This is a genomic window from Chitinophaga sedimenti, from assembly GCF_023156195.1.
GTDB lineage: Bacteria > Bacteroidota > Bacteroidia > Chitinophagales > Chitinophagaceae > Chitinophaga > Chitinophaga sedimenti.
The window spans coordinates 3,488,121-3,509,192 of sequence record NZ_JAKUKA010000001.1 but is presented as its reverse complement, the minus strand read 5'-3'; the positions used below and the strand labels follow the sequence as shown (position 1 = coordinate 3,509,192).

Below are 21,072 nucleotides of genomic sequence, written 5' to 3'. Positions count from 1 at the left end.
AGAATTAATGGTCGACGCCGGGTTGAAGAAAAGCCTTTCGGCGTTGCAGGAGGACCGGGATGTGGACTTTTATCCAAAAAAACCGTTGTATACCGGGAAGGAAATCATCCCACCCGGCTTTATTATATCCAGAAAGGGAAGGTGAGAACTTACCGCCGCAACGATGACGGGAAAGAGCTGTCCGTAGAATTATACACCGCCGGTGATTTTCTGGGTTATATTCCGATGTTGGAAGGATCGGTATACCGCGATACGGCCGAAACGCTCGAAGACAGTGATATCGTGGTTATTCCTAAAGATGATTTTGACGAATTGTTGAATAATAATTACGCCATCGCTTCGCAATTGATCAAAATGCTTGCGAGGAATGTAATGGCCAAAGAACAGCAACTACTCGGCCTGGCTTACAATTCATTGCGGAAAAAGGTAGCGGATGCGCTCATGACTATTTACAGAAAGTACAATCCACAGGGTAATCCTGGTTTCGCGATCGATATCAGCCGCGAAAATCTTGCTACCATCGCCGGTACCGCCACGGAGTCGCTGATCCGTACACTGGGCGACTTTCGGGACGAGAAGCTGGTGGAACTAAAAGATGGCACTATTATCATTCTCAATGAAAACCGCTTATCTAATATGTTATATTAAAACCATTGGCGTACATACATGTCAAATTCCCGTTGGAGGTGCCCGAATTTGTCGTGCAGGATTAATAGTTTGGTCTCCAGCCGCTGATGTGTCAATAATATATGCTCCATGCCGGCAGGCGTATCCGTTATGTTATCCGCAATGACGCCCAGCTGCTCTATTACTTCGTGTTTGAGCAGCGTAATAAGTTCATCTAACTGAATAAAACGGGTATGGAAGTAGTCCAGGGCATCCAGCTTTGATCTTGGTATTTCCGTCTGCAGTATTTTCATCAGGCGGTTCTTGAACCGGATGTTTTCATTTTCTATCTGACTAAGCTTTTTTTTCCAGTATTCCGTTTGTGTCTTCAATTCTTCGAGTTCCGGATGTTTCATGCAAAAGGGCGTATGCCCGAAATTTATAATTGTCCTTAATGGCAGGAACTGATGGAAATCAGCCTGCCACATGATCGGCGTTGTGTTGAAAAGCAGGTAGTTAAGCGTTTCCACTTCAATCAGCGATGATGAGCGATAAAGAGCGGAAGTTTTACCGCACTCATAAGCGTGTCTGCCAGGCTTTCGCGGAACCAGCGCGAAATGGCGCCGCGGCTGTAAGCGCCAAGAACGACCAGCGTGCCGGGTTTTTGTTGTTCCATTACTTTGGGTATCCTGTTATACTCATGGCCATTCAGTATATGATATTGCACGGAAGGAAAATGTCTTTTCATGAACTCCCGCATCAATTTTCCATCGTCCAGTTTAAGGCCTTCTTCCGGGTGGTTTACGGATATCAGTTCAATTGGTGCGGTGTTTAGCCAGGGCATTAAGTAACTGAACATTTTAATGGCGTGTACGGATGAGGGTTCACCGTCGTAGAGCAATATTACCCGCTCAATTTCATGAAACTCTTCCGGGGCCAATAGTACCGGGCATTGTACTTCGGCCAGCAGTTCGCGGACGAAGCGTGTTGGCAATTCCTGTTGCCGGTGTTGGAACGTTTCCTTTGCGTCGATAACCAGCAGATCAGCAAAGATACTTTCGTGGCGCACCTCCTGTATGGCGATGTCGCGGTCGCGGTGGACGCTGTATTCCACATGCGCATCTTTACAGGCATTGCGAAACTTTTCTACAGATACATTCCGTAATATTTCATCCTGCTCGCTCAATTCATCTATCTGGTGTTGAGTAGCACCGGCGGTGATTAGCCGGTATGCGCTGAAGCTGTTGTAAAGAAAGTCATCCGCAAAAACACCAACGATGTGTGAACTGCTGTGACGCGCAACCCAGAGGGTGTATTCCAGTGTGCTGTCGGAGAATCTCAGTCCGTCGAGCACCGCGGCTATCTTTTTCATGTCGGTAATTTTGATGTAAGGTAGTACACGGTAGAACCACTTGTGCTGACAGGCGTTAAGCTGGTGTTTGATTGTCATCACTGCACAGTTCATATCCACATCACCAACGGAAGATCCCGGCTGCGCAACAGCTGCGGATGTTTGGGCCGGACCCTGAATGTATAGCCGGAAGCCCCGGTATGCTGCAATGGCAGCGCAATGGAAAATAGCCGCCGGTTTCCCTTGCCTGGTTCTAACATAAATGTGCCTGTTAGAAAATATTCTTCCGTGGAACCGGGCCTGGTGAAGAGTGCTTCTACGGTAATGTCGTCTGCATTAAGGGCCCCCAGGTATATTTCAAGATTGGCAGCGAAGATGTCACCCACTTTGCAGCCTTCATTGTTAAAGTCGGGCAAATGAAGTGAGAAAACATGAAGTTCGTTCCAGGAAGTGCGCATCATTTGTTTCCAGCGTACAAAATCGTTTAATAGTGCATACTTGTTGTTACTCAGATCTGCGGTTCTTTTCGCCAGGTGCTCATATTGTTCTGCATAGGCAGCCGCCGGGCGTTTCATGTTGAATGCCGGTAGTACGGTGGTCATCGACTTACGGATCATCCGCAACCACTTTTCCGGCATGTTCAAATTATTTCTGTCGAAAAAGGCGGGGATGATTTGTTGCTCCAGTAGTTTATACAGCTTGTCTGCATCCTGCTGTTCCTGCCAATTGCCGGGACCCAGCCGTTCATCCTGCGAGATGGCCCAGCCAGCGTCTTCCTGGTAGGCCTCGGCCCACCATCCGTCAAGCGTGCTGCAATGCAATGCCCCGTTAAGGATAACCTTCATGCCGCTCGTGCCGCAAGCTTCTTCTTGTACGCGCGGCGTATTCAGCCACAGGTCCACACCCTGTACGAGCAGTTGCGCTGTTTCCATATCATAATTTTCCAGGAAGAAAACGCGTCCGGAAAGTCCTTTCTGCTGGGATAGTGCCGGGATTTTTTTAGCAGGTTGATGCCTTGTGCGTCGTTGGGATGGGCTTTTCCGGCAATAAGCAGGTATACCGGTCTGCGACTGTCGGCAAGGAGGTTTCTTAACCGGTCTGTATCGGTAAATAGGAGGTCGGCTCTTTTGTAGGGGGCAAACCGCCGGGCAAAGCCAATATACAGGGTATTTTCATCAAGGGTATCAACAGCCCGGCGCTGGACGGTGTCTGCATTGTCGTAATAGTTCATCTTCGCCAATCGGCGGCGAAGTGCGGCGGCCAGTTGCTTTTTTAATTGAAGCCTGATTTCCCAGATAGTTGCTGGCTCCATGTCGTTGACCGCCTCTGCGTGTGCCAGTAGTGCTTCCGGCCAGGCCGCCGACAACCAGGTCGGGAAATGAATGCCATTGGTAATGGTAATAACAGACAATTCTTCGGGCCTGAATGCCGGCCATAACGGCTGCAGCAACCGTGCGGTCACCTTCCGGTGGATATTGCTGACCGCATTTACCTGCTGCGCCAGGCGCGTAGCCAGAAGAACATGGAAAAGCCAGCCCCTTGGTCGGAGGGCGCTTTACCCAGTTGCATCAGCTGCTCCCAATTGATGCCCAGCTCCCGCGTGAGGTAAGAAAGGTATGGACGGAGTTGTTCCTCTTCGTAAATATGGATGCCTGCCGGAACGGCCGTGTGTGTGGTGAAAAGACAGGCTGCCTTCACGATCTCCACTGCCTGGTCAAAATCCAGTGCTCCCGCCGCATTAGCTGGTTGATCCTTTCCAGGCCAGCGAAGGCCGCATGCCCCTCATTGATGTGGTATACATCCGGCTGTATCGAGAGTGCTTCCAGCAGGCGGATACCGCCCATGCCGAGGAGCAGTTGCTGTTGCAGGCGCACGTTGATGTCGGCCGGATATAACTGCGTGGTAATGCGGGCATCCTCCGTGGAATTTTGCGGTACTTGTGTATCGATAAGATAAAGGGATACCCCGCCTATTTTTACCAGCCAGGCACACGCATGCAGTAATCGCCCGGGAAACGGGAGGGTGATGATAAGTGGTGTACCGTCCTTTCCCAGCACGGCTGTCAACGGCAGTTGTTCGGGCTGCAGCGTGTCTGGTAATGCGACCTGTTCACCGGCTGGTGAAAGCTGCTGTTTAAAATATCCGGACCGGTATAGCAACCCGATGGCAACCATGTTGCCGTGCTGGTCCGCCACCGTTTTGAGGTAGTCGCCGGATAATATACCGAGGCCGCCCGCGTAGATTTTCAGCGGCTGGTAAATGGCATACTCGGGGCTGAAGTATGCTACCAGCGGGCCCGAAGGAGCGCTTGCCATTTCCTGCCGGTATAGTTCCATTACACCATCCAGCAAGGTCATAAACCTGGGGGTGTTCAGCAGCCGCTGCATGGCCTGGTAGTCCAGCGATCCCGGCAGCAAATGAGGGGTGTCTTTAACACAAGTGCCGCAAATTTTATCGGCATAAGCAAATAACTCGCGTGCGATACGGTGCCAGCTCCACCATAGATTTTCCGCAAGTTCAATTAGTGGCTGTAGTGCAGGCAGAACGTCAATGGCTACATTAACCTCCCGCCAAACCGGTTGTGGGGCAGGATGTTCCGGCATAACGATAGCCGCGGCCTGTGGCTTTTGATGATACATGGCCTCTCGTTGCATACTCTTCTGGATAGAAAGATCGTAAGCCATGTAGTAAATGCCGATCAGCTGTTCCAGGTGAAATGTCTGCTGAGATCACGGGCCCGACTGGACGCCGCCCTGGCATCATCGGCCGACAACGACGCGTAATGCCTGATCGCCTCTGCAATTTTTCAATAGCTTCCCGGTCGTTGCCGGCAGCGCGTTCCACCAGCACGAGCGCATCGCCTGGAGAACGGGCCGCCGCCGCTTTGCCAAAGCCCGATGAACTGCTCGTAATGGCAGGTACGCCGAAAGCAATGCTTTCCAGCGGCGTGTATCCCCAGGGGCTCGTAATACGACGGGAATATGCCCGGTCAAAACCGGGCAAAAGGTCGTAATAGTCCATGTCAAAAATTCCATCTTTGCCGTCGAGGTACACCGGCACAAACAAAATTTTCTGTCCCGGTGCATCATTCACGTGAATAGACGTTATCAATTGAAGCACCGGGTCGGCCGGAATATTGATTAAGTTGTGCGTCAGCGGTGGTAACCGGTCGGGTACACTTATGCCGCTCGCAAGCGCGTTTTTTAGCGCAGTCACAGGGCCGGTATGCGCCGCCGGGACAAAAATAAATCCAATCACTTCTTTCGCGGCACCACCACTGTCCGATAGTTGCTGTATACTACGGATGAAAATGTCAATGCCCTTATTGGTGAACTCGTATCGCCCGCTTTTTAATACCAGCAGGCAATCGTCCGTAATTTCCTTTCCGAACATCGCCATGGCAACTGTTAACAACCGCCTGCGCGCCTGCTGGCGTTTTACCGTTAGCTGGTCGTCGGTCGGCGCAAGGGTAATGTCAAATCCATTAGATGTAATGAAGTCGGGTGTGACGCCCAGCAGCTGCTCGCACTCTTCGCCCGTTAACGCGCTTACGGTGGTAAAGCAGTCGGCGGTGGCGGCGGCGATTTGCTCCAGTGAATGTTTGGAGATAATGCCCAGTTCTGTCGCTTTTTTGGCTGTTTCAGCACGGGATAGCGTTATCGGGGCCATTTTGTTAGATGCCATCGCGCGTCCGAGCACGGTAGCATGCGTGGTAAAAACAGTAGCTACCTGGGGCGTTTTCTCTTCGAGGTAAAGAATACCCGCACCCGACAGCCACTCGTGAAATTGCGCCACTACTTTATCTGTAGCGTTAATATGGCATTCATAAAATCCGGCAATGACCATGCCCGCCGCGTAACCAAACAATGCGGGTTCAATATAATCCCACTGCCCCGATAATGAATCCAGCCGGAACTTCACCCAGAGGTCTGTGAAGATCTCGTTTTTGCGTGCATATAAACTGGTGAAGTCAATTAGTATTACCAGCGGATTACCTGGAATATTCCACCTGCCACTGCGCACGCGTAATCCCTGCCCGGTAATGTATTGCTTCCATGCCGGAAAAAGGCTGGCGTCTTCTTTAAACTCCGGGTTGGCGCCTTCATGGGAAGGGAGGTCGGGACCTATGAGCAGGAAACGGTCGCCCCAGGCAGCTGCCAGTGTATGCGCTTTCGTCGTCAACACCGTATGAATGCCACCGACTTTATTGCATACTTCCCAACTTACTTCAAAAATGAAATCTGGTTTGTATTGGATGTCAGCCATTTCTTGTTAACGGATAAAGTTGGTAAGGGACGGGATGAGGAAGGGAAGATACAGGGACTTTCCGGCCAGCCTTAAGATGGTCTTCTGCTTGTATCAGAATATATTTAAGGCGGATTGTTTCAGCTACGCTCCATGCCTGCGCCACCGCGCCGCCCGGACTATGCGGAAATTCTCCGTCGTGTACTTCCGATAGGGAATAAAGGCAACGTTCATACATGGCATGCTCCATATCTGCATACATGTTTTTTACAATGGGCAAAGCCTTTTGTTGGTAAAAGCGCAGGTAGGCTTCCGCATAGCTGGCCAGTAGCCATGGCCAGGCGGTTCCCTGGTGGTAGGCGCGGTCCCGTTCCGCCTGTGTGCCCCGATAGTGGCCCTGGTAGCGATTGTCGCATGGCGAAAGTGTCCGGAGGCCCCGTGCTGTAAACAGTTCGTCCCGTATTTTATTGAATACTGTTTTTCCGATCGTTTCAGGGAGTGGAGAAAATGGAAGTGAGATGGCAAAAAGCTGGTTCGGTCTAACGGACCAGTCAGCCCCGTCAGTACCAACACAATCCGCGAGGTATTTTTTTCTTCGCTCCAGAATGTTTTTACAAAAGCGTAGCAGATTCTTTCCGGGAAGGCCGACCAGATTTCTGTAAAATTTTCGTCGCCGGACTGCCTGGCGGCTTCCAGGCAAAAGCAGATAGCATTGTACCACAACGCATTTATTTCCACCGCTTTTCCCATGCGCGGGGTTACAGGTGAACCATCCACGACCGCGTCCATCCAGGTAAGTGCATAACCGTCTTGTCCGGCCTGAAGCAGGCCATCTTCCGTCATACCGATGCCGAAGCTGGTGCCTAATTTGTAATGATGCAGGATTTGATGCAATGCCGCACCATAAATTTCCCATACATCTTCAATGGCGTTATATATCATGGCATATTGTTGCAACGCCCAAATCAACCATAAGGAGGCATCCGCCGAATTATAGGCCGCATTTTTGCCATGGCCGCAGTTGGGGATTAGCCCATCTTTCAGGTCGACGAGCAAGCCATCAACAATCTCCTTAAATGCTGCAAGGTTACCCTGCAAAAGCGTGAGCCCGGGCAGGGATATGCAGGTATCCCGGCCCCATCGCCCAAACCAGTAATAGCCCGCTTTGATGTAGGGAACTTTATGATCATGTAGCAGGAACTGGCTGGCGGCATGTTGCAGGTGTTCCTCGAATGTATGCCGAACAGGAAGTTCAGCGGATACGTGGGCGAACATCCGTTTGCAGGCCAGCCGTCCGCATTCCTGTTGTCCTACCGCGATCACTAACTGCTCGCCGTGCACCAGCGTTATCTCGAACGTGCCCGGACAGTACAAATCTTCATGACAGTCGTAACCCCGTTTGGCTTCTTCCCCGGTACTCCACCTGGTAATACCAGCAAGGCTCCGGCGTAAATGCTGCCTGTTCCGAGAAATGCAGGTAAAGCGGGCCATAATCATCAAATGGCTGAAGTTTTACGCCATCGTGCAGGGATACAACTTCGTGGGAAATTTGTGTCGATGCTTGCCGCAGCCAGTGAGCATTCCGAAAAGCCAGTAGCGGTTTGATCCTTAGCTTTGCAATGCGCTGAGGTCCACGAAACTCGTATTTCAGCAGCAGCACGTTATGCTCGGTCATGGCCAGGCTTTTCCTGATCTCTGTTTTTCCTGCTTTGAATGTCCACAACGGTAAGGGAGATGCTTTAAAGGATTTAATGAGCTTATATCCCTCCGGGTAATAAAGGGAAGGATACCGGTGAGTGTCCAATTGCCAGGTGCGGTCATCAATGCTTACTGTTTCTTCCAGTGACGATAGCAGCACATGCGGATCATCGTCTGCATGGGGATGTGGCGCCACCAATAGTCCGTGGTAGCGGCGGGTATTGCAGCCCGCGGTCGTAGCGGCACTATATGCGCCATCGCGGGAACCTGTAGGTACTCTTGCTCGAAACCTGCTATATCTACGGCCTTATGTGGCGTGTGAGCCTGCAAAGAGGATTCCATGGTCAGTACTTTTAGGTTATTTTGCGGCAGATCCGAGAATAGCCGCAATACGGCCATGCCGCTCTAACTGTCCGCTAACAAAGGTGATTTTTGTCTGTTGAGGTAGTGAACGAATTATTGTTTCCACTACAGCTGGAATATATCTGCCGTCTTTCTGCACTTTTATATGCAGGGAACAGCTGCCGTCTTCCGTAGCGGATGTTTCATAATCTTTTTCTATGACCAGGTGGGCGATGCGCTTTGCTTTTGCCGCCTCCCAAACATTTTGGAGCCCCTCAGTGGCAAGACCCCGCCATTTGTATTGTACCAGGTCAAGTATAGCATGTTGTTCTTTTTCTTCCCTGTAACGTTGTAATGCATTCCAACTGGCCACCTCAAGGTCTTGTAAGGGCGATCGGTCAAAGCATTCAAACACTTTGCCGGCAATCGCCGACCGGTGGGCGGTCACCTGGTTGAAAAGGCTCACCGACTTAAGTGACCCGGCTACAATAAGTGGGGTGTGTGCGGATAATTGCAGGTCCCGGTCAACCTGCCGGAAGAATTGCTGGAGGCGCGTGTTATGCAGCGCTGCAGGATCCTTCTCGAACGACTTTACGCCCGCATAGCCGGCATGTGCCGATAAATGTGCCGGAGGGCTGTATTCATAATCGTCGTGAAAATGCATGGGATATTTATCCTCGTTTGCGATTACCAGTTTGCCGGCCTCACCATTGTACAGTGCGGCCTCATTGCCGCTTACCTGTAGTACATAGTAAGGAGAAGAGAGGTATTGTTGATACCGTAGTTCCCGTAAACGAAAATAATTGCTGGCCGTTACACTGGAAGTCACCGGGAAGTGGAACCACGCCGTTTGCCGGAAGCTTGGCGAAAGATATACGCCCATGCCTTTCGCGGATGTAGCCATTGGCAAATGTCCCGAAATATATTCAAGGTCTGCCCCAGCTGCCGCCATTGGTCTTTCGCAGCCATGGCATGTATAAGGTCTCGTGTTTTCCGGAACGCGGCGGAAGTATATGTTGCAATAGCATGGCGGTCGTGCGGCTGCACGCCATCGAAAGAAATAATGATGCTGATACAGGGGGCCTTTGTTGGATTCAGCATCACGTCCGGGATCGCTGATAACATAAAGTTATTTTTTGGATGATGGAATAGGATGGGCGTAATAGCGCATTTCGCTGCAAACTAATCTCCCTTGCTTCCATGTAAGATGACCGCCATCAATACTGCCGGTGATTACCGTATCGGGCTGCCTGCCGGTGCGCCATCACCTCAAATCATTGTTGTGTATGACGGCTATCAGACGGGTGTTGTTATGGGCTGTTTAATTTTATTAGTGCCGGCAAATAAGCCGGATAAATCGTAACATATGGAACCATATATCATTCCACTGTCGGACGTTCGGTTAGCCGACGTGCCGCAGGTAGGCGGGAAAAATGCTTCTTTAGGTGAGTTGCAGGGAGCGCTGGCATCAGAGGGGATCAACGTACCGGATGGTTTTGCGATCACCGCGGCCGCCTTCCGGGAATTCCTGCGAGTCAACGAACTCGAAGAGCACCTGGCTAACCTGATGCGCTGGGTGCAGCGGCCGGCCTACGACAATCTTCATGAAATGGGCAGCCGCGCCCGCGCACTGATCCTTGACGCTGTGATGCCGGAGGCGCTGAAGGTGGATATCACTACCGCATACCGCAGTTTATGCCAGCAGGAAAAAATGCACGTGGCGGTACGCAGCAGTGCAACGGCCGAGGATTTACCTGATGCCAGCTTTGCGGGGCAGCATGATTCTTTTCTGAATATCGAGGGCGAACGTAATCTTCTAAATGCAGTGCAGCATTGTTTTGCCTCGCTGTATAACGACCGCGCCATCAAATATCGGGAGGATAAAGGTTTTCGCCACGACCAGGTGGCCATCTCCGTAGGTGTTCAAAAAATGGTGAACGCCAGTGAGGGTGGGGCCGGTGTATGTTTTACGCTCGAACCGGAAACAGGCTTCCGGGATATCATACACCTGTCCGCCGTTTGGGGGCTTGGAGAAAGTATTGTGCAGGGCATCTCGTCGCCGGATGAATATTATGTTTTTAAACCCACCCTGGAACAAGGTAAAAAAGCAATCATCCAGCGAAAGATTGGTGCAAAGGAATTTACCATGCAATACGCCGCCGGCGGAAGAAATATCACAAGTGTGCCCACTGCGCTCGACCGGCGACAGGCGTTCGTGCTGGCCGACGCGGAAGTTTACCAGCTTTCCCGCTGGGCGCTTGCCATCGAACGGCACTATGGCCGTCCTATGGATATTGAATGGGCGCGCGATGGAGGTACCGGCAAAATTTTTATCGTGCAGGCGCGGCCGGAAACGGTACATGCTGCTGCTCATCAACCCATGCGCAGTTTCTACACTATCCGCGAGAAAGGCGCATGCCTGGTGAAGGAGAGGCAATCGGGGAAAAAGTAGTGAGTGGGGCGGCGCGTTTGTTGCAATCACCTGCGGAAGCGTCCGCACTGCAGGATGGCGATATCATCGTGGCAGATGTGACGAGCCCCGACTGGGACCCGCTGCTGAAACGCTGTGGCGGTATTATTACGAACCGTGGCGGACGCACCAGTCATGCCGCCATCGTGGCCAGGGAACTGGGGGTGCCGGCGGTAGTAGGAACTATGGAAGCAACCAAAAAAATCACTGATGGGCAAATCATCACGCTTTCGTGCTGTGAAGGTAGAACAGGATTTGTGTATGAGGGTAAAGCGTCGTTCGACCACCGTGGAGGTGGCTAGCGACCATTTGCGGAAACCGGATGGTACTGAAGTAATGTTGATCGCCGCTGATCCTGCACAGGCGTTCCGGTTGTCATTTTATCCCAATGATGGCGTAGGCTTGCTCCGCATGGAGTTCATTATTACGCACCTGTTGCGCGTTCATCCAATGGCCCTGGTCAATTATCATGTCCTGACCGATGACCAGGTAAAACAGGAAATCGCGAAACTAACCGCAGGATATTCAGATAAAAAGGATTTCTTCACCGATCAGCTGTCGGAAGGGATTGCTACCGTCGCGGCCGCATTTTATCCGAAAGACGTAATCGTGCGATTTAGTGATTTCAAATCAAATGAATATGCCAGTTTGATGGGTGGTCATTTATTCGAACCGCATGAGGAAAACCCGATGATCGGTTTCCGGGGCGCCAGCCGCTACTACGATGAACGGTACAAGGCCGCGTTTGCACTGGAATGTGCCGCCATCAAATATGTACGCCGCGAGATGGGGCTTACCAATGTTAAGGTAATGGTGCCTTTCTGCAGAACGGTCGAGGAGGGACGGAAAGTGATCGCAACAATGCGCGAATTCGGATTGGATCGAGACGAGGATAGCAGTCTCGAAATTTACATGATGGTGGAGATTCCCGCGAATGTGCTGCAGGAGGAGGCATTTGCGGAAATATTCGACGGTTTCTCCATAGGTGGCAATGATCTCACGCAGTTAACACTGGGCGTTGACCGGGATAATGAAATAGTGGCCGGGATTTTCACTGAGCAGGATCCTGCGGTTGTTCAACTTGTACGCATGGCCATTGAGAAGGCGCGTCACAATGGTGTGCGTATCGGTTTCTGTGGACAGGCGCCAAGCGATTACCCCGCCTACGCCAAATTACTGGCAGAAGCCGGAATTCATAGCGTTTCTTTTAACCCTGACGCAGTTTTTGCCGGTATTCAAAACATGGCGGAAGCGGAACAGCAACTGATTCTTAACACCATTTAAAATCCGGAGTTATGCAAGGCAATATTTTTTCACCCGAATACGCGGTGTCTAATCTTTTGCCCTGGCGCTGATTTTTATCGCAATATTGCGGCCATACATCGCCAAGGTGCTGCTGGCGATCGTATTTCTGATCGCAGCGATAGCAAATTTATATATCGCGCTCAAGCATCCGCGGTCGTATACCAATTTTGCGGACGTCGCCGCTTTGCCCGCGTATGAAACCTTCATCCGGGGATATTTTTCCCGCCACGTTACTGCACTCGTCAGCATTATTGCAATTTGTCAACTGCTGATCGGCATCTTCATAGCCAGCAGGTTTCCATTAAGTAAACTCGCGGTGGCCGGCGCGGCGGTATTCTTGTTGGCAATAGCGCCGTTGGGAACAGGGGCTGCATTTCCCAGTTCGGTGTTCGCTGCAATTGCCTGTATCATCCTGCTGTTTAAAAAACATGCCGGACCCGATACGTTTATTATCGGCCGACCCGGCCGTGCACACTCTTAAGTGACAGTTATGGAAAATCCGATTGTGGTCACAAAGTCTTCGGGTAATACCGTGCCGTTTGATGAGCAGAAGTTGCGCCAATCATTAATGAAAGCCGGCGCAGTTCCCGAAGTAGTGGACGGCGTACTGATGGAAATGCATAAATATCTTTATCAGGGTATTCCCACACGTAAGCTCTATAAGTTAGCATATCACCTGCTACATCAGGCGTCCCGGCCTGTAGCGGCACGGTATCGGCTGAAGCAGGCGATTTTGGAGCTGGGTCCTTCCGGGTTCCCTTTCGAGAAATACATAGCGGAACTGTTTAATCGCGAAGGGTATACCGTAGCCGTCAATCAGGTAATGCAGGGGCACTGCATAAAACATGAGGTCGACATTGTAGGGATGAGGAACGGTCACTACCTGATGGTGGAGTGTAAATATCATAGCCAGCAGGGAAATTGTTGCGAGGTAAAGATACCATTATATATCAGGGCCCGTTACGAGGATGTGGAAACAAACTGGCGTTTTGCACACAGCGGGCAGCCGTTCGACTGTGAGCCCTGGTTGGTAACGAATACGCGATTCAGCAAGGACGCATTACACTATGGATTATGTGTGGGGCTGAATTTGCTGTCATGGGATTATCCCCTCGGAAAGGGTTTGAAAGATCGGATCGATGCCGGGGGCCTGTATCCTGTTACCTGCCTGACCAGCCTTACCCGCGTGAACAAATTGCGATTGTTGGAGCAGGGAATCATACTGTGTGAATCGCTGCTGTCGCATCCGGAGCACCTGAAATTACCGGGTATGAGCGATGTGAGAACGGCCCTGGTCATGGAAGAGCTGTCGATATTATGTAAAACCGAAATGCGGCATAAGGAGCCGCCGGCAGCCCCTTCTTTATTGTTGAAAGAAGCGAGATAGGTGAATCATTTACAGGAAGAGTATTCGTTGTGTGACTTTAGTCACACAACGAATCATTTCACTGACGTATCTATGCGGTGGGATGTAGCGAGTGTTAGGATAGCGCCGGTGTAGCCACTACACCGGCATTTTTTTAAATCACCAGTATGACGGAACAATACCCCATTCGGACGCTGTTTCCAGGCTTAGAAGAGGAGCTGTACAACGAAATGGAGCAGGTAGGCGAGATGCGTGAAATACCTGCAGGCACCTTCATGCTGCGAAAGGGCCAACTGATAAGATCCACGATGCTGGTATTGGAGGGGATTGTAAAACTTTATCAGACCAATGAGGAAGGGAAGGAGTTTTTATGTACGATATAGCCCCAGGCGAGGCTTGTGCTGTATCGATAGCCTGCACTTACGGGCAGGAGAACAGCCTGGTCGTTGCGAAGGCCCTGACAGATGTTACGATATTCTGTATTCCTGTAGAGTTTGTGGATGTATGGATGTCCGGTACAGAAGCTGGCACCATTTCGTTATCAGAACACTGCGATCCAAATATGAAGAGTTGCTGAATTCGATCAATGACATCGCTTTTAAGACGATGGATGAACGCCTCGAACTTTATATCATCGGCCAGGTCCGGAAATTAGGTCCACACGTACGGCTCACTCACCAGGAAATTGCAGCAGACCTTAATTCGTCACGCGAGGTCATCAGCCGGTCGATGAAAAAATGGAGAAAAATGGCTGGCTTGTGCTTCATCGGAATTCATTTGAGTGGATCAGGCAAGAATAGATCAAACTCACGAAGTTTTTGTTAACCAATACACCTACAATGAAGGCCGGTAACATTGTTACCGGCGACTTTTTCTAAAAACTACAGGCCGCCGTTGTCTTCAATCATTTGTCATGCTGACGGTAATCAAGCGTATCGGGCGTTAGCCACACTAATTTCAAAGCCAGTGCTTAAAACATGGTTTATGCAGATGAGTAGCAATATCCCGGAATATGTGCTGGCAGACATCATCTCCTGCCTGCTTGTGTTGTTGGCGCTTTGGCGTCCGCGTATGCCTAAAACAGCCATGGGAGTTCTGTTTATATCGGCAGCCATGGTAAATTTACACATCGCTCTTCATCATCCGCCAGCTTATCTCGATTTTGCGGACAGCACCACTTTCTGGCTATACCAACGGCTTATTCACGATTATTTTTCGCGCCATGCGAGCGGTTTTATGTTGGGGATTGCGGGTCTGCAGTGTTTGGCCGGGCTTTTTATGGCAGACAGGCAGCATACTGGTTTCATCGGGCTTGCAGGTACTGCAATGTTGCTGCTGGCGATTGTGCCATTGGCAGCGGGCGCCGTGTATCCCAGTTCTGTACTCACGTCCCTGGCGTGTGTGATTGTACTGTACAGGGAAAACGTGAGCTCCGCTGCGCCACTTAATCATGTTCATAAAAGCCATCGATAACTTACGGCATCGTCAACACTACGGCGCCTTTAATGGATCCGTTCCTGAGCGTCTCTATAGCTTTGTTGGCCTCTTCCAGCGGAAAGGTGGTAATGGTAGTTGTCACAGGGACTGCCGGGGCTAGCTGCAGGAATCGTTCACCATCTTCCCTTGTTAAATTGGCGACTGACCTGATACTACGTTCCTGCCAAAGCAGTTCATAAGGAAAGGCAGGAATATCACTCATGTGGATACCGGCGCAAATGACACAACCACCCTTATCGGCTGCTGCCAGTGCTTTAGGTACCAATCGTCCGTCTGCCGCAAAAATGATAGAAGCGTCCAGCCGGCAGGGAGAAGGTGTGCCGGCATTTCCCGCCCATACAGCTCCCTTTTGTAAAGCGAAGGCCTGCGTGGTTGTATCGCCATCTTTTGTGAACGCATAAACATGCCGGCCTTCATGTTTTGCCAGCTGCGCCAGTATGTGTGCAGATGCACCAAACCCCCAGAAGCCTATGTTTTTGCATAGGCCGGCAGCATGTTGTAGCTGCGGTAACCTATCAATCCGGCACATAACAGCGGGGCGGCATCAGCTTGTGTATAGGCACGCGGCATCTTGAAACAATATTTTGCCCAGGCAATACAGTGTGTGGCAAATCCGCCATTAATGGTATAACCGGTGAACAAGGCCTGGTCGCACAAATTTTCTCTGCCACTCAGGCAATACCGACAGCTTCCGCAGGTGTATGCTAACCACGGCACCCCCACCACATCGCCTGCCCATAGGCTATCCACAGCGTCGCCTGTGGTCATCACTTCCCCGATAATCTCGTGGCCGGGGATCAACGGTAATTTAGGATTAGCAAGTTCTCCATCGATAATATGCAGGTCCGTGCGGCATATGCCGCAGGCCCGCACTTTTATAAGCACCTGTCCTGCATCGGGCTTCGGGAGGGGTAAGTGTTGCAATTGGAGCGGTCGGTGAGCAGCTTCCAGTACCATGGCCGTCATATTACCATTAGGCGTCGTTGCAGTCATAAGAAGAGCGTTTACCGGCAATAATAAAGCAAGATAATCCGGTAGCCCCTGATGGCGGACATTACGCCCGCCACTCAGTATCAACCCGGGCGATGATGCTCATCAAACCAACTGGCACCATGTGACATTATCTTTAAAGAAAAACGGTATGAAATCGATCTGTACAATCTTCTTCGTGACTGCAGGCGTGCTCCTTTCAGTAGCTGGTTATGGACAGGATATGCCAAAATCGTTTAATAGTACGGGCACTTCTTCGGCGCCCTATGTTAGTATAGAAGATCGTCAGCATCAATCGCCGCTAAGGTATCTTGCCGAAGATATACCGGCTTTACCCGGATTCAGACTGGCTGCTGCGAGGGCATTACCTGGCGTGGTCCACATCCTGGCGGGTTATATGCCGGGCCTGACAAAACCGACGGAGCCATTGACCGCTATATACGATGATGCGCTATGGACCAATCCCGGTGTAGGAGCGTCCCGTGCTATATTGGGTAGCGCTTCCGGCGTGATACTTACGGATGATGGGCTTGTGCTCACCTGCTTTCATTGTGTGAATAACGCCTTACGGCTGGAAGTAGTGCTGCAGGACCGCCGCGTGTTCAAAGCTACTGTGCTGGCAACTGATTCAATGACAGACATTGCACTGCTACAAATCGAAGCCAGGAATTTGCGATTTGTGCAGTTGGGCAGTTATGATTCTCTGGAAATTGGTGATTGGGTGATGGCCGTGGGATACCCGCTCAATCTTGCGTCCACCGTGACCGTTGGTGTAGTTAGCGCCAAGGCCAGGTACATGGGCGACATTTTCATCCGGAACGGCGTGTCGACTTTTATACAAACAGATGCGGTTGTGAGTGAGGGTAGCAGCGGCGGTCCGTTGCTGGATAGTAAGGGAAAGCTGGTGGGAGTGAATTCAGGCATTATCACGACTAATAACCTATATGCCGGGTATAGTTTTGCAGTACCCGTGAATGTAATCTCCAAGATATGTAATGACCTGCTGCACTATGGAAAAGTATACAGGGTGGATATTGGCGCGTCGTTCCGGAATGTTGCGGATAAAAAAGGCGTTCGGGTAGCATCGGTAGATCCCGGGAGTCCTGCACAAAAGGCGGGCTTACAGCCGGGAGATGTACTGACCGCGCTCAACGGCGAGGAGATTTCATGTTTGGGATGGCTGGAAGATGCATTATTGTTATTCCAGCCGGGCGATATGATAGTCCTGGGCGTGAAGCGTAAGGACAATACTTTTTCCGTCAGCCTGCAGTTGGCGGCTTTGCGATAACCGCCGTAATTGGATAATAACATAAAACGAAGAATATGGAAAATACACAGTTGTGCCAGAGTTGCAGTATGCCGATCGATCATCCGGAATTGGCGGGTACAGAGAGGGATGGGTCGCCCAGCAAGGAATATTGCAAGTATTGTTATCAGCAGGGGGCTTTTACAGCGCCGGGTTTAACAATGGAAGAAATGCAGGCAAATATCACCAGGCAGATGGCAAAAAGAAACTTGCCGGCTGAAACAACCAGACTTGCCCTTAACGTTCTTCCGCGATTGAAACGCTGGCGAAATGGCGGTCGCCCATAGTAAAGAACCATCATAATGCTTTCATCATGTTTACTTACTGTTGATGCCAAATATATACTGATATGGAATCGACCAGCCTGTCCCGCTATATCCCTGAGGATGAACTGGATCAGTTACTCACGCATATTTGCAAGGCTATTCCGCAAGAGATGCTTAATCTTCCCGGACCGGATACTTATGAACGCACATTTATGTCCTCCAATCGTTCTCCCCAGGTAATCCGTAACCTTGCAGCGATCTTTGCCAACGGCCGCCTTGGGCGATCTGGATATCTTTCAATACTGCCCGTAGACCAGGATGTGGAGCACAGTGCGGGCAGCGCATTTGGTCCCAATCCTATCTACTTTAATCCGGAAAATATCATCCGGCTGGCTATCGAAGCAGGTTGTAATGCGGTCGCGACCACCTTTGGGCACCTGGCGCTTTTCGCTAAAAAATATGCCCATAAAATTCCCTTCATTGCTAAAGTGAACCATAACGAGCTGCTCACGTATCCCAATAAGTACGACCAGGTAATGTTTGGCTCCGCTAGGGCTGCATGGGAACTTGGGGCCGCTGCCGTCGGCGCCACTGTATACTTCGGCAGCAAAGAATCGGCCAGGCAGATCATGGAAGTGGCCGAAGTTTTTGAGGAGGCACATGCGCTCGGCATGGCTACTGTTCTGTGGTGTTATCTGCGCAATCCGGCTTTTTTAAAAATGGGAAACGATTATAATACCGCTGCCGATCTTACCGGCCAGGCCAACCATCTGGGGGCTACCATACAAGCAGATATTGTGAAGCAAAAATTACCAACGGTCAACGGTGGTTTCACGGCACTGGAGTTCGGCAAAACGTCGCCGGCAATGTATGGGGCGCTCGCTACCAATCATCCCATCGATCTTTGTCGCTACCAGGTTTTAAATTCCTACGCAGGTCATATTGGTATGATCAGTTCGGGAGGTGAAGCGAAAGGAAAAACGGATATGGGTGACGCTTTACGGGCTGCAATCATTAATAAACGGGCGGGAGGAACAGGTCTCATAATGGGCCGAAAGGCTTTCCAGCGGCCTTTTGCTGAAGGTGTGGAGTTGTTGCATGCCGTGCAGGGAATATATTTGGATAAATCGATTGCCATTGCATGACCGGCGATGTTAGAGAAGCAGGCAGGTTGATTCGATTAATGTGCGTCTTCGTCAGTTGATTACGATCAGCGCAGGACCGCATGATGGTCATAATGGGCTGCTCGGATTCTCTTTATTTTTAAAACAGCAGGCATAAAAATGCATGCCCGATATGAAACTTCTCATCCTCTCCATTCTTGTGACAACATTTTGTTCATGCGCCGGACGACGGGAAAAAGCACACCCTGTTGTGGAGGACATTACGGAATCGGTGTACGCTTCCGGAATTATAAAAAGCGAAAATCAGTACGAGGTATTTTCTACGGTGAACGGCATCGCCAGAAGGTGGCTGGCCAGGGAGGGAGATATCGTCAACGACGGGCAGGCTATTCTTGAAGTGTCAGGTGAAGCGGCGCGCCTGCAGGCGGAAAGTGCGCTGATCGCGGCGCAAAATGCCGCCCGTAAAACAAACAGCGAGCGGATAGCGGAATTGCAAACCAATATTGATGAGGCGAAGTTGAGGATGGACCAGTGCGAGGTGGACCTGCGAAGGCAACGGAACCTCTGGGCGCAGCAGATCGGCAGCCGCAACCAATTGGAGCAGCGGAACTCGCCTGGAAGAGCGCCCGCAATACTTATGAAGCCGCTACTTTACGTTACGCGGAGTTGCAAAGGGACATAAGTTTTGAAGAGAAGCAGGCGCTGAAGAAGCTGGAAATATCAAGATCTGAAGCAAATGATCATGTTGTAAAAAGCGGGCATCGCGGGAAGTTATTTTTTACGTTTGTAGAAGAAGGAGAGATGGTCAGCGTTCAACAACCGGTTGCAGTGATCGGCGATCCGGACTCCTTCTTGCTGGAATTGCAGGTGGACGAATACGATGTAGCACAAATACGGAAAGGTCAGCATATAGCCGTATCGATGGACAGTTATCAGGGACAGGTGTTTGATGCAGCGGTGGAATCGTTGAAACCATTTATGCATGAGCGGACCAAAACTTTTACAGTGGAGGCCCGCTTTCTGCACCGGCCGCCAGTCCTGTATCCCAACCTTACCTGCGAGGCGAATATAATTGTGGCACACCGCAAACAGGTGCTCACCATTCCCCGCACCTTCCTGGTGGACGGCAGGTTCGTGCTCCTTGACAATGGGAGAAAGCAACAAGTGACCACGGGACTGATGGATTATGAAAAAGTGGAGATCACCGGCGGGATTGTACCGGATAACATCATTCTTAAACCTGGGAAATGAAACTTGCGATCCGTATAGCTCGTTCTTTATTGCAGGCGCGTTGGCGGCAAACGCTGGTGGCAACTACCGGTGTTACCTTTAGTGTTGGCATGTTCGTGGCCTTATTGGGATTCATGGAGGGACTCAATCAAATGCTGGACGCTCTTTTTCTTAACCGCACACCCCACATACGGCTGTATAATGAATTAAAGCCCGCGGCAGTACAGCCGGTGATGATGATGCCAGCTTACCGCGCCGGCCATCATTTTATCCATTCCGTAAAAACAAAGGATAGCAGGACGGAAATACGCAATAGTACGGCCATCTTGGAAGCGCTCCGGAAAGATGGGCGCGTTGCCGGGATAGCGCCCAAAGTGACCATGGAGGTGTTTTTTAACGAAGGGCCGTCAGATATAGCGGCATCAGTGAACGGAATTGATTTTTTGCGGGAAGACGCATTATTCCATTTTTCAGATTATGTGCAGTCCGGCGACGCTTCCAGCCTGGATAAAGTGCCTAACAGCATTATCCTTGGAAAGGCGCTGGCAGAAAGATTGTTAACAAACGTTGGTGAACGCGTGCAACTGACTACGCCGCAAGGTGCTCAGTTTAATCTGAAGGTAGTGGCCTTGTGGCAATCGGGCATACAGGACTTCGATCGCATCCAGAGCTTTACTTCCCTGGCAACGGCCAGGAAGCTATCGGGTAAAACAGGCAACTACATCACTGATATACAAATCCGGCTGAAAAACATAGACGATGCGCCTGCATTTGCTAAGACCTATAGCCATTTGTTTGGCACCAGCGCACAGGATGTGCAAACCCTGAGTGCGGAGTTTGAGACGGGAAGCTTCATCCGGTCGCTTATTTCATATGTGGTTGGAATCACCTTACTCACCGTTTCCGGCTTTGGTATTTATAACATACTAAATATGATGATTTACGAGAAAATGGACACGATCGCTATCCTGAAAGCTACCGGCTTTTCCGGAAAAGATGTCAGCCGGATATTTATCATCATGGCATTGAGCATCGGTGCTTTTGGAGGGCTGGCCGGGCTGTTGCTGGGCGTTTTGTTGTCGGCAGGAATCGACCAGGTGCCTTTCCGGACAACTTCGTTGCCGACGATCTCCACATATCCGGTAAGCTATGCGCCATTTATTTATATCATCGGGGGCGTCTTTTCATTATTGTTCACATGGTTGGCCGGGTGGTTGCCTTCAAGAAAAGCAGGCACGATAGATCCGGTCATTATTATAAGGGGCAAATAGCTATG

The 21,072-nt window shown here is 50.7% G+C and carries 25 protein-coding genes and 2 pseudogenes; 15 read left to right on the top strand and 12 right to left on the bottom strand.

The window, feature by feature from the left end; all coding sequences use genetic code 11:
• The first annotated feature begins 3 nt into the window (after positions 1-3).
• Positions 4-648: a Crp/Fnr family transcriptional regulator gene (locus MKQ70_RS41345; RefSeq protein ID WP_308199505.1), complete on the top strand. Its 645-nt coding sequence runs from the start codon at positions 4-6 to the stop codon at positions 646-648.
• On the opposite strand, the gene MKQ70_RS19955 is transcribed toward MKQ70_RS41345, so the two are convergent.
• The 10 genes and pseudogenes from MKQ70_RS19955 to MKQ70_RS19910 form a co-directional block, all read right to left on the bottom strand.
• Complete coding sequence (locus MKQ70_RS19955) at positions 645-1,022, bottom strand: hypothetical protein (RefSeq protein WP_248073786.1); 378 nt, start codon at positions 1,020-1,022, stop codon at positions 645-647. The two genes, MKQ70_RS41345 and MKQ70_RS19955, sit on opposite strands and share 4 nt — an antisense overlap.
• A gap of 119 nt (positions 1,023-1,141) precedes the next feature.
• Entirely contained in the window at positions 1,142-2,056 is a 915-nt protein-coding gene (locus tag MKQ70_RS19950; RefSeq protein ID WP_248073784.1) for a universal stress protein, read from the bottom strand.
• An 11-nt stretch (positions 2,057-2,067) separates the two neighbouring features.
• Entirely contained in the window at positions 2,068-2,904 is an 837-nt protein-coding gene (locus tag MKQ70_RS19945) for a glycogen/starch/alpha-glucan phosphorylase (RefSeq protein WP_248081504.1), read from the bottom strand.
• Positions 2,844-3,419 carry a hypothetical protein gene (locus MKQ70_RS19940; protein WP_248073781.1) on the bottom strand — a complete coding sequence of 192 codons (576 nt, stop codon included), beginning with the start codon at positions 3,417-3,419 and terminating at the stop codon, positions 2,844-2,846. The genes MKQ70_RS19945 and MKQ70_RS19940 overlap by 61 nt, the downstream gene beginning before the upstream one ends.
• A 26-nt stretch (positions 3,420-3,445) precedes the next feature.
• On the bottom strand, positions 3,446-3,664 hold the full coding sequence (locus MKQ70_RS19935; RefSeq protein WP_248073778.1) for a hypothetical protein: 219 nt from the start codon (positions 3,662-3,664) through the stop codon (positions 3,446-3,448).
• Positions 3,652-4,560 carry an alpha-glucan family phosphorylase gene (glgP, locus tag MKQ70_RS19930; RefSeq protein ID WP_248081501.1) on the bottom strand — a complete coding sequence of 303 codons (909 nt, stop codon included), beginning with the start codon at positions 4,558-4,560 and terminating at the stop codon, positions 3,652-3,654. Before glgP ends, MKQ70_RS19935 begins: the two co-directional genes overlap by 13 nt.
• Complete coding sequence (locus MKQ70_RS19925) at positions 4,517-6,223, bottom strand: glycogen/starch synthase (RefSeq protein WP_248073775.1); 1,707 nt, start codon at positions 6,221-6,223, stop codon at positions 4,517-4,519. The genes glgP and MKQ70_RS19925 overlap by 44 nt, the downstream gene beginning before the upstream one ends.
• Positions 6,216-7,477: pseudogene (locus MKQ70_RS19920) on the bottom strand (amylo-alpha-1,6-glucosidase). The gene MKQ70_RS19925 and the pseudogene MKQ70_RS19920 overlap by 8 nt, the downstream one beginning before the upstream one ends.
• A 103-nt stretch (positions 7,478-7,580) precedes the next feature.
• Positions 7,581-8,147: pseudogene (locus tag MKQ70_RS19915) on the bottom strand (glycogen debranching enzyme N-terminal domain-containing protein); the annotation flags it as partial.
• Between the two features lie 111 nt (positions 8,148-8,258).
• On the bottom strand, positions 8,259-9,194 hold the full coding sequence (locus MKQ70_RS19910; protein WP_248073767.1) for a baeRF3 domain-containing protein: 936 nt from the start codon (positions 9,192-9,194) through the stop codon (positions 8,259-8,261).
• A 255-nt stretch (positions 9,195-9,449) separates the two neighbouring features.
• Here MKQ70_RS19910 and MKQ70_RS19905 point away from each other — a divergent pair, with 255 nt between their 5' ends.
• From MKQ70_RS19905 to MKQ70_RS19870, 8 genes are all read left to right on the top strand, one after another.
• On the top strand, positions 9,450-9,605 hold the full coding sequence (locus MKQ70_RS19905) for a hypothetical protein (RefSeq protein ID WP_248073765.1): 156 nt from the start codon (positions 9,450-9,452) through the stop codon (positions 9,603-9,605).
• Between the two features lie 3 nt (positions 9,606-9,608).
• Positions 9,609-10,694, top strand: a complete 1,086-nt coding sequence (locus MKQ70_RS19900) for a PEP/pyruvate-binding domain-containing protein (protein ID WP_248073762.1) — start codon at positions 9,609-9,611, stop codon at positions 10,692-10,694.
• On the top strand, positions 10,694-11,014 hold the full coding sequence (locus MKQ70_RS19895; RefSeq protein WP_248073759.1) for a PEP-utilizing enzyme: 321 nt from the start codon (positions 10,694-10,696) through the stop codon (positions 11,012-11,014). The genes MKQ70_RS19900 and MKQ70_RS19895 overlap by 1 nt, the downstream gene beginning before the upstream one ends.
• Positions 11,001-11,996, top strand: coding sequence for a putative PEP-binding protein (locus MKQ70_RS19890; RefSeq protein ID WP_248073756.1), 996 nt, complete (start codon positions 11,001-11,003; stop codon positions 11,994-11,996). Before MKQ70_RS19895 ends, MKQ70_RS19890 begins: the two co-directional genes overlap by 14 nt.
• A gap of 106 nt (positions 11,997-12,102) precedes the next feature.
• Positions 12,103-12,498: a hypothetical protein gene (locus MKQ70_RS19885; RefSeq protein ID WP_248073754.1), complete on the top strand. Its 396-nt coding sequence runs from the start codon at positions 12,103-12,105 to the stop codon at positions 12,496-12,498.
• A 9-nt stretch (positions 12,499-12,507) separates the two neighbouring features.
• The gene (locus tag MKQ70_RS19880; RefSeq protein ID WP_248073752.1) at positions 12,508-13,404 is read left to right on the top strand and encodes an ATP cone domain-containing protein; all 897 of its coding nucleotides are present in this window, start codon (positions 12,508-12,510) and stop codon (positions 13,402-13,404) included.
• Between the two features lie 146 nt (positions 13,405-13,550).
• Positions 13,551-13,766 carry a cyclic nucleotide-binding domain-containing protein gene (locus MKQ70_RS19875; protein ID WP_248073750.1) on the top strand — a complete coding sequence of 72 codons (216 nt, stop codon included), beginning with the start codon at positions 13,551-13,553 and terminating at the stop codon, positions 13,764-13,766.
• 511 nt (positions 13,767-14,277) lie between these two features.
• Positions 14,278-14,856 (top strand): hypothetical protein, encoded by a 579-nt coding sequence (locus tag MKQ70_RS19870; protein ID WP_248073749.1) that lies wholly within the window; start codon positions 14,278-14,280, stop codon positions 14,854-14,856.
• 1 nt (position 14,857) lies between these two features.
• On the opposite strand, the gene MKQ70_RS19865 is transcribed toward MKQ70_RS19870, so the two are convergent.
• Together MKQ70_RS19865 and MKQ70_RS19860 are read right to left on the bottom strand one after the other, a co-directional pair.
• Entirely contained in the window at positions 14,858-15,409 is a 552-nt protein-coding gene (locus MKQ70_RS19865) for an MDR/zinc-dependent alcohol dehydrogenase-like family protein (RefSeq protein WP_248073747.1), read from the bottom strand.
• Positions 15,349-15,873, bottom strand: a complete 525-nt coding sequence (locus MKQ70_RS19860; protein WP_248073745.1) for an alcohol dehydrogenase catalytic domain-containing protein — start codon at positions 15,871-15,873, stop codon at positions 15,349-15,351. The genes MKQ70_RS19865 and MKQ70_RS19860 overlap by 61 nt, the downstream gene beginning before the upstream one ends.
• A 148-nt stretch (positions 15,874-16,021) precedes the next feature.
• Here MKQ70_RS19860 and MKQ70_RS19855 point away from each other — a divergent pair, with 148 nt between their 5' ends.
• From MKQ70_RS19855 to MKQ70_RS19830, 6 genes are all read left to right on the top strand, one after another.
• On the top strand, positions 16,022-17,158 hold the full coding sequence (locus MKQ70_RS19855; RefSeq protein ID WP_248073743.1) for a S1C family serine protease: 1,137 nt from the start codon (positions 16,022-16,024) through the stop codon (positions 17,156-17,158).
• Positions 17,159-17,193: 35 nt separating this feature from the next.
• Complete coding sequence (locus tag MKQ70_RS19850) at positions 17,194-17,463, top strand: zinc ribbon domain-containing protein (protein ID WP_248073741.1); 270 nt, start codon at positions 17,194-17,196, stop codon at positions 17,461-17,463.
• 62 nt (positions 17,464-17,525) lie between these two features.
• Positions 17,526-18,587, top strand: a complete 1,062-nt coding sequence (locus MKQ70_RS19845) for a class I fructose-bisphosphate aldolase (RefSeq protein ID WP_248073740.1) — start codon at positions 17,526-17,528, stop codon at positions 18,585-18,587.
• A gap of 229 nt (positions 18,588-18,816) precedes the next feature.
• On the top strand, positions 18,817-19,248 hold the full coding sequence (locus MKQ70_RS19840; protein WP_248073738.1) for an HlyD family secretion protein: 432 nt from the start codon (positions 18,817-18,819) through the stop codon (positions 19,246-19,248).
• A complete protein-coding gene (locus MKQ70_RS19835; protein WP_248073736.1) occupies positions 19,233-19,817 on the top strand; it encodes an efflux RND transporter periplasmic adaptor subunit in 585 nt (194 codons plus the stop codon). Before MKQ70_RS19840 ends, MKQ70_RS19835 begins: the two co-directional genes overlap by 16 nt.
• Positions 19,814-21,067, top strand: a complete 1,254-nt coding sequence (locus MKQ70_RS19830) for an ABC transporter permease (RefSeq protein ID WP_248073734.1) — start codon at positions 19,814-19,816, stop codon at positions 21,065-21,067. The genes MKQ70_RS19835 and MKQ70_RS19830 overlap by 4 nt, the downstream gene beginning before the upstream one ends.
• The last annotated feature ends 5 nt before the right edge of the window (positions 21,068-21,072 follow it).